The organism is Runella defluvii (assembly GCF_014195535.1).
GTDB lineage: Bacteria > Bacteroidota > Bacteroidia > Cytophagales > Spirosomataceae > Runella > Runella defluvii.
The window spans coordinates 798,322-812,761 of sequence record NZ_JACIBY010000001.1 but is presented as its reverse complement, the minus strand read 5'-3'; the positions used below and the strand labels follow the sequence as shown (position 1 = coordinate 812,761).

At 45.0% G+C, this 14,440-nt stretch carries 14 protein-coding genes; 9 read left to right on the top strand and 5 right to left on the bottom strand.

Features of this window, described 5'->3' with window-relative positions; translation table 11 throughout:
- Window positions 1-66: 66 nt before the first annotated feature.
- Complete coding sequence (locus FHS57_RS03295; RefSeq protein WP_229601245.1) at window positions 67-471, top strand: hypothetical protein; 405 nt, start codon at window positions 67-69, stop codon at window positions 469-471.
- Here the strand turns inward: FHS57_RS03295 and FHS57_RS03290 are convergent.
- From FHS57_RS03290 to FHS57_RS03280, 3 genes are all read right to left on the bottom strand, one after another.
- Window positions 465-1,370, bottom strand: a complete 906-nt coding sequence (locus FHS57_RS03290; protein WP_183971452.1) for a prohibitin family protein — start codon at window positions 1,368-1,370, stop codon at window positions 465-467. The genes FHS57_RS03295 and FHS57_RS03290 overlap by 7 nt on opposite strands.
- Before the next feature lie 119 nt (window positions 1,371-1,489).
- On the bottom strand, window positions 1,490-2,803 hold the full coding sequence (locus FHS57_RS03285) for an NAD(P)/FAD-dependent oxidoreductase (protein ID WP_183971450.1): 1,314 nt from the start codon (window positions 2,801-2,803) through the stop codon (window positions 1,490-1,492).
- A gap of 170 nt (window positions 2,804-2,973) precedes the next feature.
- Window positions 2,974-4,107, bottom strand: coding sequence for a 5-(carboxyamino)imidazole ribonucleotide synthase (locus FHS57_RS03280; RefSeq protein WP_183971449.1), 1,134 nt, complete (start codon window positions 4,105-4,107; stop codon window positions 2,974-2,976).
- A 257-nt stretch (window positions 4,108-4,364) separates the two neighbouring features.
- Here FHS57_RS03280 and bcp point away from each other — a divergent pair, with 257 nt between their 5' ends.
- The 8 genes from bcp (at window position 4,365) to FHS57_RS03240 (ending at window position 12,861) form a co-directional block, all read left to right on the top strand.
- The gene (bcp, locus tag FHS57_RS03275; RefSeq protein WP_183971447.1) at window positions 4,365-4,814 is read left to right on the top strand and encodes a thioredoxin-dependent thiol peroxidase; all 450 of its coding nucleotides are present in this window, start codon (window positions 4,365-4,367) and stop codon (window positions 4,812-4,814) included.
- Window positions 4,815-4,944: 130 nt separating this feature from the next.
- Window positions 4,945-5,802 (top strand): transketolase, encoded by an 858-nt coding sequence (locus FHS57_RS03270; RefSeq protein ID WP_221225533.1) that lies wholly within the window; start codon window positions 4,945-4,947, stop codon window positions 5,800-5,802.
- Window positions 5,803-5,804: 2 nt separating this feature from the next.
- Window positions 5,805-6,761 (top strand): transketolase family protein, encoded by a 957-nt coding sequence (locus FHS57_RS03265; protein ID WP_183971445.1) that lies wholly within the window; start codon window positions 5,805-5,807, stop codon window positions 6,759-6,761.
- A 101-nt stretch (window positions 6,762-6,862) separates the two neighbouring features.
- Entirely contained in the window at window positions 6,863-7,420 is a 558-nt protein-coding gene (locus tag FHS57_RS03260) for an RNA polymerase sigma factor (RefSeq protein ID WP_028526279.1), read from the top strand.
- 70 nt (window positions 7,421-7,490) lie between these two features.
- Window positions 7,491-7,928: a hypothetical protein gene (locus FHS57_RS03255; RefSeq protein WP_183971443.1), complete on the top strand. Its 438-nt coding sequence runs from the start codon at window positions 7,491-7,493 to the stop codon at window positions 7,926-7,928.
- Between the two features lie 21 nt (window positions 7,929-7,949).
- The gene (locus tag FHS57_RS03250) at window positions 7,950-8,387 is read left to right on the top strand and encodes a Spy/CpxP family protein refolding chaperone (protein ID WP_183971442.1); all 438 of its coding nucleotides are present in this window, start codon (window positions 7,950-7,952) and stop codon (window positions 8,385-8,387) included.
- 112 nt (window positions 8,388-8,499) lie between these two features.
- On the top strand, window positions 8,500-11,142 hold the full coding sequence (locus FHS57_RS03245; RefSeq protein WP_183971440.1) for an alpha-L-rhamnosidase-related protein: 2,643 nt from the start codon (window positions 8,500-8,502) through the stop codon (window positions 11,140-11,142).
- A 21-nt stretch (window positions 11,143-11,163) separates the two neighbouring features.
- Window positions 11,164-12,861 (top strand): M14 family metallopeptidase, encoded by a 1,698-nt coding sequence (locus FHS57_RS03240; RefSeq protein WP_183971438.1) that lies wholly within the window; start codon window positions 11,164-11,166, stop codon window positions 12,859-12,861.
- Window positions 12,862-13,186: 325 nt separating this feature from the next.
- Here the strand turns inward: FHS57_RS03240 and FHS57_RS03235 are convergent, their stop codons facing one another.
- Both FHS57_RS03235 and FHS57_RS03230 read right to left on the bottom strand, forming a co-directional pair.
- Window positions 13,187-13,801, bottom strand: coding sequence for a hypothetical protein (locus tag FHS57_RS03235; RefSeq protein ID WP_183971436.1), 615 nt, complete (start codon window positions 13,799-13,801; stop codon window positions 13,187-13,189).
- Window positions 13,802-13,810: 9 nt separating this feature from the next.
- Window positions 13,811-14,431, bottom strand: a complete 621-nt coding sequence (locus tag FHS57_RS03230; RefSeq protein ID WP_183971434.1) for a hypothetical protein — start codon at window positions 14,429-14,431, stop codon at window positions 13,811-13,813.
- Between the last annotated feature and the right edge of the window lie 9 nt (window positions 14,432-14,440).

The window sequence follows — 14,440 nt, the reverse complement described above, 5'->3', positions numbered from 1 at the left end:
TTTTACCTTAACGATGTATTTCCAAAAATGCCCTGGGCCAAGTATTTATCCGTTATTTTCGCCAGTATGGTCAAGTTTGTAGCAGGCCCCGTCACGGGCTATGCGCTTCAGCTAACCTGGTACGAAACAGCCCTTTGTACGCTTCTTGGCATGATGATTAGCGTCGTGGTCATCACTTTTTTAGGCACGCTTATTCAGCAAATCATCGGCAACTACCGTCGTCAAAAACCCCGCCTTTTCAGCTCACGAACGCGTTTGGCCGTAAAGGTCTGGAAAAAATCGGGTATGACGGGCATTGCCTTCCTTACACCGTTGCTTTTTACACCCATTGGGGGCACCCTTATTGCCTTGTCTTTCAAAGTAAAACGCCCCATCCTACTCACCCAAATGCTCATCTGGGGAAGTGTATGGGGCGTCGTTTTCAGCGTAGCACTTTACTGGATTTTTCCGCTTTTCAAACAATTTTATTGATTCCCCAAAATCACGGGTACTCCTTTACCTCCTCCCATGATTACTACTTTGGCATTAGGCGACGTCGCGAGTTCTTTTTGGGCTTTGATTTGTTCGTACTGCAACTGGCGGTCGGTGAGGCTTTCCGAAATAATCTTTTGGTAATCCGAAATCCCCTGGGCTTCTACCCGCTTTCGTTCGGCTTCTTGTTTTTCTTTGCTCAACACAAATTGCATTTTTTGGGATTCTTGCTCGGCGTTGATTTTTGATTCAATTGTCTTTTTGACCGATTCGGGCAAGTTGATGTTCCGAATCAATAAACTCTCCAACAATAACCCTCGAACTTTGAAATCCTTTTCAATTTGTTGAAAAATTTTGTCTTGAAACTGCTGACGCTTGTTAGAATACAAGGCCACGGCTTCGTAGTTGACGGCATTGTCACGAATCCGCGTACGAGTGACAGGTCGCACAATTTTATCCTGGTAATTCGGCCCAATTTCCCGCAAAATCTTGGGCGCCTCGGTCGGAATCACGCGGTAAAGCACCGTCAAATCGACGATGACCTCCAATCCATCCGAAGTCAACACTCGAATAGCATCGTCGCCTTCTTTATCGCCCTCGTCCCTCACCGCCGACATCGTATAGTTTTGGGTTTTTACGTCGATAGGTTCTACCTCTACCAAGGGATTAACAAAGTTTAGCCCACTTGTTAGAATACCATCACTTACTTTCCCAAAAAGAGATTGAACTCCCACCGTTCCTGCGTCAATTTGTTTGATACAAGCCGTAAGAAAACCAACAACCATCACAATAACACCTATTGTTTTAACAGGGCGAGAAAATTTGGCAAAAGCCAACGCAGGGGTGTTGATAGCAAAGCCTGCTATCAGAACAATGGCACCAATAACTATCAGAAACATAGTAGTTTGAGGTTAAAAATTAGACCACAAACGTACATGCTTCTTCCACGGATTATTCTCGATTTGGAAGAATGGTTTTGGGAGAACAAGAAACGTAAAAAAACGGGAAGAATGGCAAATTACACCGTTTCCTTTTCAGGAACGTCTTCTCGTTCTTTGAGTATTTTTGGTTTGATAATCAGGCGCAACGATTGGTCGTAAGTGACATAATTCCAAAGCCAGTTGATAAAAATCAACAAGCGGTTTTTTACTCCTACAATCGAAATCAAGTGCACAAACATCCACGTCACCCACGCAAAAAAGCCCTGAAACTTCCAGAATGGCAAGTCCACCACGGCCAAGTTACGTCCGACTGTCGCCATCGAACCTAAATCTTTGTACGTAAAAGGCTGCATTTCTTGGCCTTTTAGCAGTTTTACAAAGTTTTTGGCCAACAATTCGCCTTGCTGCATGGCAGGTTGTGCCAATTGTGGGTGGCCATTGGGATATTTTTCTTCGGTCATCAATGCCAAATCTCCAATGGCAAAGACGTTGGTAACCCCTTCAACTTGGTTAAAACGGTTGACTTTGATGCGCCCACCGCGTCCGTAGGCTTCCGTTGGGATGCCGTCGATGCCGTTGGCTTTTACCCCTGCCGCCCAAATCAAGTTGTTGGTACGCAGGCGGTCGCCCGTGTTGGTGTACGCATATTTTCCGTCAAAATCAGTAATACGCATTCCGAGACGCAGGTTAACCCCCAAGTCAGTAAGGTACTCTTTGGCTTTGACCGACGCCTCTTTTGACATCACCTCCAGCACCGCAGGCGACGATTCGTAGAGGTAAATTTGCATCGAATCGAAGTTTAGTTCGGGATAATCTTTGGGTAAAATATGCCGTTTCATTTCGGCCAATGTCCCCGCAATTTCTACGCCCGTTGGGCCTCCTCCCACAATCACCACGTTCATCAACCCCAGCCGTTCTTCGAGCGATTGCGTACTGAGGGCTTCTTCAAAGTTTTGCAACATCCGATTTCGAATCGCCAATGCCTCACTCACCGACTTCATCGGCATGGCATTTTCGATGATGTTTTTCATCCCAAAGAAATTGGTATCTGCCCCCGTTGCCAACACCAAATAATCGTACTCAATCATTCCCAAACCCGTTTCAATGACGTTGGTTTCGGTATGGATGTGCTTCACGTCCGTCACCCGAATGTGAACGTTCTTTTTAGACTGAAACACTTTTCTGAGCGGAAACGAGATAGAACTAGGTTCCAAACCTGCCATAGCCACCTGATAAAACAAGGGCTGGAACTGGTGGTAGTTGTTTTTATCGACAAGAACTATTTGAACATCTGAACGTTGCGAAAGCTTGCGTGCAAGCACAAGCCCACCGAAACCCGCGCCAACAATCACGACGCGTTTGAGTTCGGTTTTGGGAAGATTGGGAGTCATGGTTGAAGAAGAAGCGAGCAAATAAGCAAGTTTGGCAAAAGGCAAGTGAAATGTTGTTCTAGCTTACCTTTTCTGGCTTATTTGCTCCATATAAATTAAATGGCGTTATGAACATCGAAAGCCAACACAGCTTCCTAACTCAAGAACACATCCAAGGGATGGTTGGTTCTTTATTTTGTTACTACTTTTAAAGCTCCTTTTACCCACTCCGCTTTTGTTTTTAGCTTTTCTAGGCTATTGTCTGTCACAGTGATGTGTCCCATTTTGCGGAAAGGTTTCGTGATTTTTTTGCCGTACAAAAACGGAAAAACGCCGTGGGTGGCCAGCACCTCGTCCATGCCTTCGTAATGGGCAGGCCCTGTGTGTCCTTCCTCTCCCAGCAAGTTGACCATCGCCGCAGGTGTATAGGCCGTGGTATCTCCCAAAGGCAAGTTCAGAATCGCCCGCCAATGTTGTTCAAACTGCGAGGTTACATTGGCCCGAATCGTGTGGTGGCCACTGTTGTGCGGGCGCGGTGCTACTTCGTTGATAAGTACTTGACCGTCTTTGGTCAAAAACATTTCGACGGCCAACAATCCCACGATGCCCAGCGCTTCGGCCGTTTTTTTGGCGAGGCTTTCGGCTTGTTGTTCTACCTCGGTCGATATTTCGGCAGGTGCAAACAAATACTCCACCAAATTCGCTTCGGGATGAAACACCATTTCTACCGTTGGAAAAGTGGCCATTTCGCCTTTTTCGTTACGCGCTACAATTACGGCCAATTCTTTCTCAAAATCCACGGCTTTTTCCAACAGCCCAGGAGCGTCAAAAGCTTTCTCGAAATCGGCGGGCGTGGCAATGCGTTGAACACCTTTGCCATCGTAGCCGTCGCGACCTAATTTGTGGAAAGCAGGCAGGAAATCGACGTAATTGGCCACGTCAGCCCGATTATCTGTGAGGATAAAATCGGCCGTTGGCAAACCATGTTCACGATAAAACTGCTTTTGGGTACGCTTATCTTGAATCAAGCGAATCAGATGCGGCTGCGGAAACACCTTTTTACCTTCTCTTTCGAGGGCTTCGAGCGCGTCCACATTTACCTTTTCGATTTCGATGGTCAACACATCCACATCCTGACCAAAGCGATACACTGCCTCGTAGTCTTGCAGCGAGCCTTCTACAAACTCAGGGGCGATGGGGGCACAGGGCGCATCGGCGGCATCAATGATTTTTACGTTTAGGTTCCAATCAATGGCGGCTTGCAACAACATAAGCCCAAGCTGCCCTCCACCTAATACGCCTACTTTTTTGTTAGTATCAAACACTGTTATTTGTTATTTTTTTGTCCGTTAATTGTTCTCTTTTTACCCGTCCCTGTACACTGTTTCAGGTGTCGAGTTCATCGAGGTTGGTTACCTCAAAGCATTCATAAATAGCCTTTTTCACCATCAGTCTTTTGGGAAAGGCATCTTTCTCCTGATTTTGGGTTTGGGGGCAAAGTTACAGACTCCTTTCACAATTATTAGTATCTTGCAGCCTCAAAACAATTCTAACTGAGAATAACCCCTTCACGCAGTACGACATGGCACTTCAAGTTGGTGACAAAGCGCCCTCGTTTGAGGCCAAAGACCAAGACGGAAACTCCATCAAACTCTCTGATTTCCACGGCAAAAAGATTGTTATTTATTTTTATCCCAAAGATAGCACCCCTGCCTGCACCGCTCAAGCCTGCAGTCTTCGCGACAACTATGACGCCTTGCTCGCCAAAGGCTTTGTAGTGCTGGGCGTGAGTGTCGATGACGAAAAATCACATAAAAAGTTTGCTAACAAGTATAGTTTGCCCTTTCCCCTCCTTGCCGACCCTGACCACAACATCGTAGAAGCCTTCGGAGTTTGGGGTGAAAAGATGCTCTACGGACGCAAGTACATGGGCACAATTCGTACAACATTTATCATTGACGAAGCAGGTGTGATTCAAGAAGTCATTTCAAAAATCGACACCAAAAACCATGCTGCACAAGTACTTGGATGAGCTAGTCATTGGGAGTGAAAGACTCCGTCTGTGAAAAAATCTTGTTTTTTCTAAGTAATTATCCTTAAAGTGTCACTTTGACAATTATATTTGCAACAATTTCCAATCTACCAATACTTTACTAATCCAAATGACTGAGCTACAAAGCATTGCTTCGCAAGTAAGACGCGATATTTTACGAATGGTTCACGGCTGCCAATCGGGCCACCCAGGGGGGTCGTTGGGCTGTGCCGATTTGTTAGTGGCCTTGTATTTTCAACAAATGAAAATCAATAACCGCAAAGGCAAAGGCGGATACTTGTCGTTTAACATGGATGGCAAAGGAGAAGACCTTTTCTACTTGTCAAACGGTCACATCTCTCCTGTTTTTTACAGCGTTTTGGCCCGTCGTGGGTATTTTGATGTAACAGAACTCGCTACTTTCCGTAAACTCAACTCTCGTTTACAAGGCCACCCCACTACACACGAGCACCTTCCAGGTATTCGTATCGCTTCTGGTTCGTTGGGACAAGGGCTTTCAGTAGCTATCGGCTCGGCACTTTCAAAGAAATTAAACGGTGACAAAACACTCGTTTATTGTTTGATGGGCGACGGTGAGCAACAAGAAGGCCAAGTATGGGAAGCCGTTCAGTTTGCACCTAACAACAACGTGGACAACCTCGTTGCGTTTGTCGATGTAAATGGTCAGCAAATCGACGGTTCTACGAAGAAAGTAAACGATAACCGCGATTTGGGAGCCAAATACAAAGCATTCGGCTGGCGGGTGTTGCACGTTGATGGTAACAACATGGACGAACTCACGACCCTTCTTCGTAAAATCAAGCGTTTGGTAGGCAAAGGCCAACCCATCGCCGTGATGATGAAAACCGAAATGGGCCAAGGTGTTGACTTCATGATGCACTCGCACAAGTGGCACGGTGTAGCCCCTAACGACGCACAATTGGAACAAGCTCTTTCACAATTAGAAGAAACTTTGGGAGATTACTAGAAATGAAAAAATACACGTTCACAGAAAAAAAAGACACTCGTAGCGGTTTCGGTGCGGGTATGCAAGTATTAGGTCAGACCAACCCGAACGTCGTTGCGCTTTGCGCCGACCTCGTGGGTTCGTTGAAACTTGACGCGTTTATCAAAGAAAACCCAGAGCGCTTTATTCAGTGCGGGATTTCGGAAGCCAACATGATTGGAATGGCCGCAGGGCTTACCATCGGGGGCAAAATTCCGTTTGCGACTACTTTCGCCAACTTCGCTACTAGCCGTGTGTACGACCAAGTACGCCAAAGCGTAGCCTATTCGCACAAAAACGTTAAAATCTGCGCTTCGCACGCAGGTCTTACCTTGGGCGAAGACGGCGCTACGCACCAAGTATTGGAAGATTTGGGGATGATGAAAATGCTTCCTGGCATGACCGTTATCAACCCATGCGACTATAACCAAACCAAAGCTGCTACCATTGCGATTGCTGAGTACGACGGCCCCGTGTATTTGCGTTTTGGCCGCCCAGTGATTCCAGTTTTCACCGATGCTGACCAAAAATTTGAAATCGGCAAAGCATGGATGGTCAACGAAGGTACTGACGTAAGTATCTTTGCCACAGGCCATTTGGTGTGGGAAGCGATTCAGGCAGGTGAAATGCTCGAAGCAGAAGGCATCAACGCCGAAATCATCAACATTCATACCATTAAACCTTTGGACGAAAAAGCCATCTTAGCTTCTGTAAAGAAAACGGGTTGCGCTGTTTCGGCCGAAGAACACCAAGTAGCGGGTGGCTTAGGCGACAGTATCGCTCAGGTGTTGATTCAAAAACACCTTGCTCCGTTGGAATACGTAGGAGTAAAAGATACATTTGGCGAAAGTGGTACGCCTGCTCAATTGATGGAAAAATACGGTCTTTCGGCCAAAGCCATCGTAGAAGCCGCCAAACGTGCTATTGCTAGAAAGAAATAATTGTTAACGGTTATCTGTTATTTGTCAACCGTTGAAATAGTTATAATTTCGACCCAAACGGTTAACCAATAACAGATAACGAGTAACACAAAGCGTAGCGCATGACTGACCAAACCATTATTGAGAAATTTGCCAATCCTGAAAGCCGTAACTTCGCTTTCAATCAACTGGTTCGAAAGTACCAGCAAAAAATGTATTGGCACATTCGCAAGATGGTGATTGACCATGACGACGCTGACGATTTAACACAAGAAACCTTCATAAAAGCCTGGCAGTCGCTCGAAAACTTTCGCGGCGACTCCCAGCTTTATACGTGGCTTTACCGCATTGCCACCAACGAGTGTCTCAATTTTTTAAACAAAAAACGTCGTCGCTTTTTTCTTTCTATTAACGATGTTGAGGGCGAACTACTCGAAAAATTAGAAAGCGCCACAGGACATTCCGACTACCCCATCGCTGGCGATGAAATTCAGTTAAAACTGCAAAAAGCCGTACTTACACTGCCCGAAAAACAGCGTTTGGTCTTCAACATGAAGTATTTTGATGACCTTACCTACGAGGATATTTCTGAAATTACAAAGACGTCCGTGGGCGCATTAAAGGCGAGCTATCACCATGCTGTAGCAAAAATTGAGAAGATTTTAAACGGGGAAGATTAAACTTTATTGTCGCAGGTTTGTCAAAAACAAAAAGGAAACGTAAAAGGGCATTGGGCCAACTACCACATCCATGAAAAAGATAAAACTGGAACAACTTGACCGCAAGCTTCCGTTTGAAACCCCCGAAGGATATTTTGACAAACTTCCTTCAATGGTTCAGACGCGTTTGCATGAACATATCGACGAAAAAGAAACCAAGTTCACCATCGGGTGGTCGTGGCGCCGTACGGCCATCGTAGGAGCAGCGGCCAGCGTGGTTGGGGCACTTTTGTGGGTGACATATCCCCAAAAACAATTGTCGCTGAGCGAAGAAAGCCTCAGTCAAGTCTCTGACCAAGAAATCTATAATTATTTAAAAGATACCCAAATTACCCAACAAGAAATGGGCGAACAAACGTCGCTCAATGAACTTTATTCCAACGAAGACGTATTGTTACAACAACTCAACGTCGATGACGAAGCCCTCCGAAAAGCTATTCAGGAAGCAGATATTGAAGAAAATATTTAGTAGTCAACTTACATACCAACCATGAAAAAGTTACTGTTTGTCGCCATCGTTTCCCTTCTCACCCACGCCGCTGTGGCGCAGGACGGAGGAAACCAAAAAATAGAAAACGCCAAAATTGGGCTCATTACCAATCGCCTCAATTTATCTGCCGAACAATCTCAGCAGTTTTGGCCTATTTACAACGAGTTTGACGGGAAGAAAAAAGAGATTCGCAAGCAAATGCGTCGTCTCATTGTCGAAACCAATACCTTGACAACACCCGACGAAAAAATCCTTGCCAATATCAAAGAATCGCTGAATTTGCAGCAAAAAGAAGTTGATTTGGAGAAAGAATACGTCACAAAATTCCTCAAAGTTATCAACGTCAGACAGTTAGCGGAGCTTTATAAAGCAGAACAGATGTTCACGCAAATGCTTTTACAACGCCTCAACCGCAACCCACGTTCGGGAAAAGAGTAATTAAAAAAATATGTCGTATAAAGGTTAGGCAGGGCAATGTAAATTCCCTGCCTTTTTTGTTAAAAATCCGTGGGCTTGTGTAACTTGTAGGCGCATTTACCTAACCTCACGTATGATAGATTTTACTACATCCCGCCGTACGTTTCTGAAAAATTCGTCAGTCAGTAGCCTTTCTTTATGGTTAGCTCCGAACGCTCCAGAAACCTCTGCGCCCTCCTCTTTGCCAATCTCCCCACAACCCTTTTTTGACCCCTCACCTACCCTTGCCCTCGATTTAAGCCCTGCCAAATGGATTTGGTACCCGATGCAGCGGTGCTTGCCCAATACCGTAGTGCTTTTCAGAAAAGAATTGAATTTACCTTCTAAGCCCCGCAGCGCAAAAGGGTACATCATTGGCGATAGTCGGTATCTATTTTTTGCCAATGGGCAACGTATTCAGTTTGGCCCTGCTCCCGCCGACCCTCGTTGGTCAGAAGCCGACCCAATTGACCTCACCAACCACCTCAACGCAGGAACCAACGTTTTGGGCGCGCAGGTGTTGTTTTATGGCCACGGTGATGGAACGTGGCCGGTGGGAAAACCTGGGTTTCTTTTTAAAATTGATATTGAATTTGCCAACGGAAATACCCTCCAAGTAATTTCGGATGGGACTTGGCAAACCCTCATTGCGCGCAGTTGGCCACCTGGGCACTACAAACGCTGGTATTTACGGGCTTTTCAAGAAGAATTTGACGCGCGCCACTACCCCCACAAATGGTACACCACCGAATATGTCCCGTTTGAAGAATGGCTTTTGGCCCAAGAACTCAACAACCCCGCCAACAAGCCCCCCATCAATAGTACCTTCAACGAATATGCCTTAGACATCAGTGGCCGCGTGGAAGCTTCGCAACTACGCAGCCGAAGTATTCCGCTGCTTAAAGAAAACCTTCTTTCGGTCACTAAATTGGCTGAGTCGATGACCGTTCGGTGGAAACGAAGTCCCCAAGAATATTTTGAATTTGGTACGTCCGATGCTTACGTTGTTCAACGCCTACCGTGTGTGGTGAGTAGTACGCCACAAAGCTGGACTGTCAATGTGGACAAAGACCGTGGTGCCATTTTGACGTTTGAGTTGAAAGAGCAGGTCGTTGGGTTTCCCTATTTTACGATTGATGCCCCCAGCGGAACCATCATCGAACTCATGGTACAAGAAGCGCACCTTGTGGGAGGAGAGCCGCTGTTGAATACCAAATTTAATTCGTGGACTCGCTTCATTTGCCGCACAGGCACCAATCGTTTTGAGACCTTTGACTACGAATCGTTGCGGTGGTTACAGCTTCACATTCACGGGAGCGAAGGGCAAGCCATTGTGAGCAACGTGGGTGTTCGTCGTCGGCAATATCCTTGGCCAAACCCCGCCCAAGTTCAATGCAGCGATGCTAAAATTCAGAAAGTACTCGACGCTGCCATTAACACCTTGCATAACTCATGTCAAGAAACGATTGTCGATGGGATGGCGCGCGAGCGTCAGCAATACAGCGGCGATTGTGGCCACCAAATCCATAGCCTTCAAAACACCTTTGGCGACCGACTTTTACACGCTCGTTTTATCAATACCTACAGCCAAGGACTAACCCTCGACGGGTATTTTTTGGACGCATGGCCTGCTTTTGACCGACTCGCGCGCGTCATGGAGCGGCAAGTAGGTCTAACTCCTTGGGGGCCTTTGCTCGACCACGGAGTGGGTTTCAATTTCGACTGTTGGTATTATTACCTTTATACGGGCGACAAACTCGCGCTGACCGAAGTGATGCCTCGGCTGGTCAAGTTTTTTAATTACCTCCTCAAACTTCGTGCTTCCAACGGACTACTTCCCGTCGAGAATTTGGGGGTGCCTACCGTTTGGATAGATCATGATGCCTACAAAAAGCAACGGCACAAGCAGTGCGCATTTAACCTTTACACGGCTGCTATGATGCAAAAGGCTTTCGCGCCTCTTTGCGAAGCGATGGGTATGAACGACCTTGCCAACAAAGCGCGCGCCGTTGGAAACGAAATTCAGGCCACGACGGTAAAGCTGTTTTGGAGTTCGGCTAGGGGAATGTTTGTCAATAATTTGCCTTGGGTAGCCGAAGAAAAAGAAGAGCGCATCTGCGATCGTTCGTTGGCGACGGCCATTTTATACGATCAATGTCCCGAGGGAATCACCAAATTTTGTGTAAAAGCGCTGGCCAATCCACCTGCCAACTTGGGTCTTTCCTACCCCGCCAATGCCAATTGGCGCTACTGGGCACTGGCAAAAGCAGGAAATGTCCAGCCTATTCTCGACGACTTCCGTTCGCGTTGGTACGGAATGGAGTCCGTCGCTGAGAACAATACCTTGGCCGAAACATGGCACGTTCGTCACGATACTACGCAACAATGGAGCCATTGCCCCGTAGCGCCCCTTTTTGTTACCTACATGGGACTCGCAGGCATTCAGCCGCTCAGTCCAGCGTTTAAAAAAGCCCAAATAAGGCCTCAATTGGGTGATTTAGACCAGCTTTCGCTCATCAACTACACCGCCCAAGGTGCTATTTTATTCAGTGCAACGGGAAAACTTGGCAACCGAACCCTCGAAATTTCACTTCCGCAAGGATGCGAAGCGGAGCTTGTAGTACCTGCGGCAGAGGAGCTAAAAAGCCTGCCTGCGATTGGGCAACCTGCCAACGGCCTTCGGAAATATCGTTTAACTTCGGGTCGTACCCACACATTTATTCTCAAAACCATCTAACAAACTAATCAATCACACCGCATGAAAAAAGTGCTACTATTGCTTTTGTGGTCGCCTATGCTATGGGCACAAACTATTTCGTACGAAACCAGTAAAGGTCAAGAAACGGCTACGTACGACGAAATTATTCGCTTTTATCAAGCGTTGGACAAAAAATACGACCAAGCCTCGCTGATTGAAGTAGGCACGACCGACATTGGCAAGCCTATTCATTTGTTTGTGCTCTCGGCCAACAAAATCTTTAAACCACAAGCTGGAAAAGTTACTTTATTGGTCAACAACGGCATTCACCCTGGCGAACCCGAAGGGATTGACGCCAGCATGATGTGGGCGCGGGAATTGTTGGAGAAGAAAGCCCTTCCTGCCAACGTAGTGCTCTGTATTGTACCTGTTTACAACGTGGACGGTGCGCTCAATCGTGGGGTTTCGCGCATCAACCAAAACGGCCCCACTACCTACGGATTCCGTGCCAATTCACGAAACTACGACCTCAATCGTGATTTTATCAAAACGGATTCAAAAAATTCGGAGTCGTGGCAACGGATGTTCCAAGCGTGGAAACCACACATCATTATCGACAATCACACCTCCAACGGCGCCGATTACCAACATGCGGTCACTTATTTTGCAACCCAAAAAGACAAATTTAACGCGCAGGTTTCGGGCTTTTTTAGCAAAGAATTTAATCCTGCCCTCGATCAAAAACTGTCTGCTTCTGGTTTTCCTCCCGTTCCGTACGTCAATGCGTTTGGCGCTACCCCCGAAACGGGTTATTTGGGCTTTAACGACGGTCCACGTTACAGCTCTGGGTACGCGTCGTTGTTTAACTGCGAAACGTTTGTGGTAGAACTTCACATGCTCAAGGATTACCCCACACGCGTCAAAGGAACGTATGCGTTTATGGAAATTACGTTGGAGCTTGCCGCAAAACACGCCAATACGATTGTCGCCAACAAACAAAAAGCAGATGCGGCCGTTGCGGCTCAAACAAAATTTCCGTTGAGTTGGAAAGTAGATCGCGCGGTGGCAGACTCTATTACCTTTAAAGGTTTTGCGGCCAAATACAAGCCCAGTGAAGTGAGCGGACTTAATCGACTCTATTATGATAGAAATGAGCCGTTTACGAAACGCATTCCGTTTTACGACCATTACGTCGCTGATTTACAAATAGAAAAGCCCAAAGCCTACATCATTCCGCAGAGTTGGGGTCGGGTAATTGAGCTTTTAAAACTCAACGGCGTGCAAATGCAACCACTGCCAAAAGACACCGAAATGGAAGTAGAAACCTATTACATTGAAGACTACAAAAGCCCCGCCAAGCCTTACGAAGGGCACTATAACCACACGGGAGTAACGCTCCGTAAGGAAACGCAAAAATTGCCGTTTTACCAAGGTGATTATGTCATCACGACCAATCAGCCGAGTAATCGATACATTGTTGAGACCCTTGAACCACAAGGTCCCGATTCGTTTTTTTCGTGGAATTTCTTTGATAGTATTTTGGCACAAAAAGAGCACTTTTCGGCCTATGTGTTTGAAGACGTGGCGGCCGATTTGCTCCGCAAAGACGCAGCGTTGAAGCAGAAGTTGGAAGAACGTAAAAAAGCAGACGAAGCTTTCGCCAAAAATGGTGCCGCGCAGCTAGAATTTATCTACAAAAACTCTCCGTATTCGGAGAAATCATACTTGCGGTATCCTGTGTATCGCTTGTCGAAATAGCCATTGTATCAGGAGTTTGAGTCGGCTCGTCTGACTCAAACTCATCTTCGCCGAAGTAAAAAAATGGGTCCATAGTATGTTGGGGTTTGTTTTGACAACTGTGTTTGTCATATATACGCAAAAACATACCCTGATGTCACATTTTTTCAAAAAAATATTCTATCGGGTCAGACGGTAGTCAGACCCGATAGTTACTTCTCAGGTCTGAGTTTCTTGTGGTTCGTCGTCTGTGCTGGTCTTTATCAAAACCAATATCAACAATACATCCATAGAGGGTCACAGAAAATGCAATAAAAATAACAGCTATCTTTTTCATATTTCGTCTTTAACGTACATAAAAAAGCACCCTTTTATCATCAAATGAAAATTTATTTTTATGGTTATCAGTCAACTTATGATTTAATTCTTTATTCGTAAAATAAGGATAAATATGCCCTTCCAACTTATTGTTATTACTTTTTATAGCAACAAACTCCTTGAATAAATGTAAAGAATATAATCCTTTTTTTAATGGAACAACTTTGAATTCAAAACTAAACTTACCTGAATCAAACTCGAACTCAATGGAAGGAGGAACTCTGGGAAAGAAACCTTTTTCAGCAATAAAATTAAAAGTAAAAGGTCTATCTTGAATCGGTATTACGTCTCCTATCACAGTATTAATATCAGAAAATTCGGTTAATCCAATTTCAAACCCTACACTGCCAGAAAGTGTGCCTTCAAATGTTCTTTTTCTTTCTCGACTAATGTCTGTCACTTCTACGGGATTACTGATAGCTGCCGAAAAAACCAAAGTATCCCCTATGCTTAAAGTATCTTTAAGATTTGAAACCAATACGGGTACATTGACTCGATGCTGATCTTTATCAAAACCAATATCGAAAATACATCCATAGAAGATCACAGAAAATGTAATAAAAATGACAGGTATTTTTTTCATATTTCGTCTTTAACGTACATAAAAAAACACCCATGTATCATTATATCGAGGTGGATCTTTAGGATTATCAGTCAATTTATGATTTAACTCTTTATTGGCAAAATAAGGATAAATATGCCCTTCCAAATAATTGTTATTATTGTTTTTTATACTTATATACTCCTTGATTAATCGCAAAGAATATAATCCTTTTTTCAACGGAACAACTTTGAATTTAAAGCTAAACTTACCTGAATCAAAATCAAACTCAATAGAAGGGGGAATTCTGCGAAAAAAACCTTTTTCAGCAATAAGATTAAAAGTAAAAGGTATATCTTGAATCGGTACTATGTCTCGTACCCCAGTACTATTCTCAGAAAATCGGGATAATCCAATTTCAAACCCTACACTGCCAGAAAGTGTACCTTCAAATGTTTTTTTTCTTTCTCGACTAATGTCTGTTACTTCTACGGGATTACTGATAGCTGCCGAAAAAACCAAAGTATCCCCTATGTTCAAAGTATCTTTAAGATTTGAAACTAATACAGGAACATTGATTCGATGCTGGTCTTTATCAAAACCAATACCGAAGATACTACATCCATAGAGGGTCACAGAAAATGCAATAAAAATAACAGCTATCTTTTTCATATTTCGTCT

Bases quoted from the DNA above. Each gene is read 5' to 3' on its own strand.
- FHS57_RS03270 (WP_221225533.1), top strand. From the start codon at position 4,945: ATGACTGAGCTACAAAGCATTGCTTCGCAAGTAAGACGCGATATTTTA.
- FHS57_RS03250 (WP_183971442.1), top strand. From the start codon at position 7,950: ATGAAAAAGTTACTGTTTGTCGCCATCGTTTCCCTTCTCACCCACGCC.
- FHS57_RS03230 (WP_183971434.1), bottom strand. From the start codon at position 14,431: ATGAAAAAGATAGCTGTTATTTTTATTGCATTTTCTGTGACCCTCTAT.
- bcp (WP_183971447.1), top strand. From the start codon at position 4,365: ATGGCACTTCAAGTTGGTGACAAAGCGCCCTCGTTTGAGGCCAAAGAC.
- FHS57_RS03245 (WP_183971440.1), top strand. From the start codon at position 8,500: ATGATAGATTTTACTACATCCCGCCGTACGTTTCTGAAAAATTCGTCA.
- FHS57_RS03285 (WP_183971450.1), bottom strand. From the start codon at position 2,803: ATGACTCCCAATCTTCCCAAAACCGAACTCAAACGCGTCGTGATTGTT.
- FHS57_RS03235 (WP_183971436.1), bottom strand. From the start codon at position 13,801: ATGAAAAAAATACCTGTCATTTTTATTACATTTTCTGTGATCTTCTAT.
- FHS57_RS03295 (WP_229601245.1), top strand. From the start codon at position 67: ATGGTCAAGTTTGTAGCAGGCCCCGTCACGGGCTATGCGCTTCAGCTA.
- FHS57_RS03240 (WP_183971438.1), top strand. From the start codon at position 11,164: ATGAAAAAAGTGCTACTATTGCTTTTGTGGTCGCCTATGCTATGGGCA.
- FHS57_RS03260 (WP_028526279.1), top strand. From the start codon at position 6,863: ATGACTGACCAAACCATTATTGAGAAATTTGCCAATCCTGAAAGCCGT.
- FHS57_RS03265 (WP_183971445.1), top strand. From the start codon at position 5,805: ATGAAAAAATACACGTTCACAGAAAAAAAAGACACTCGTAGCGGTTTC.
- FHS57_RS03255 (WP_183971443.1), top strand. From the start codon at position 7,491: ATGAAAAAGATAAAACTGGAACAACTTGACCGCAAGCTTCCGTTTGAA.
- FHS57_RS03290 (WP_183971452.1), bottom strand. From the start codon at position 1,370: ATGTTTCTGATAGTTATTGGTGCCATTGTTCTGATAGCAGGCTTTGCT.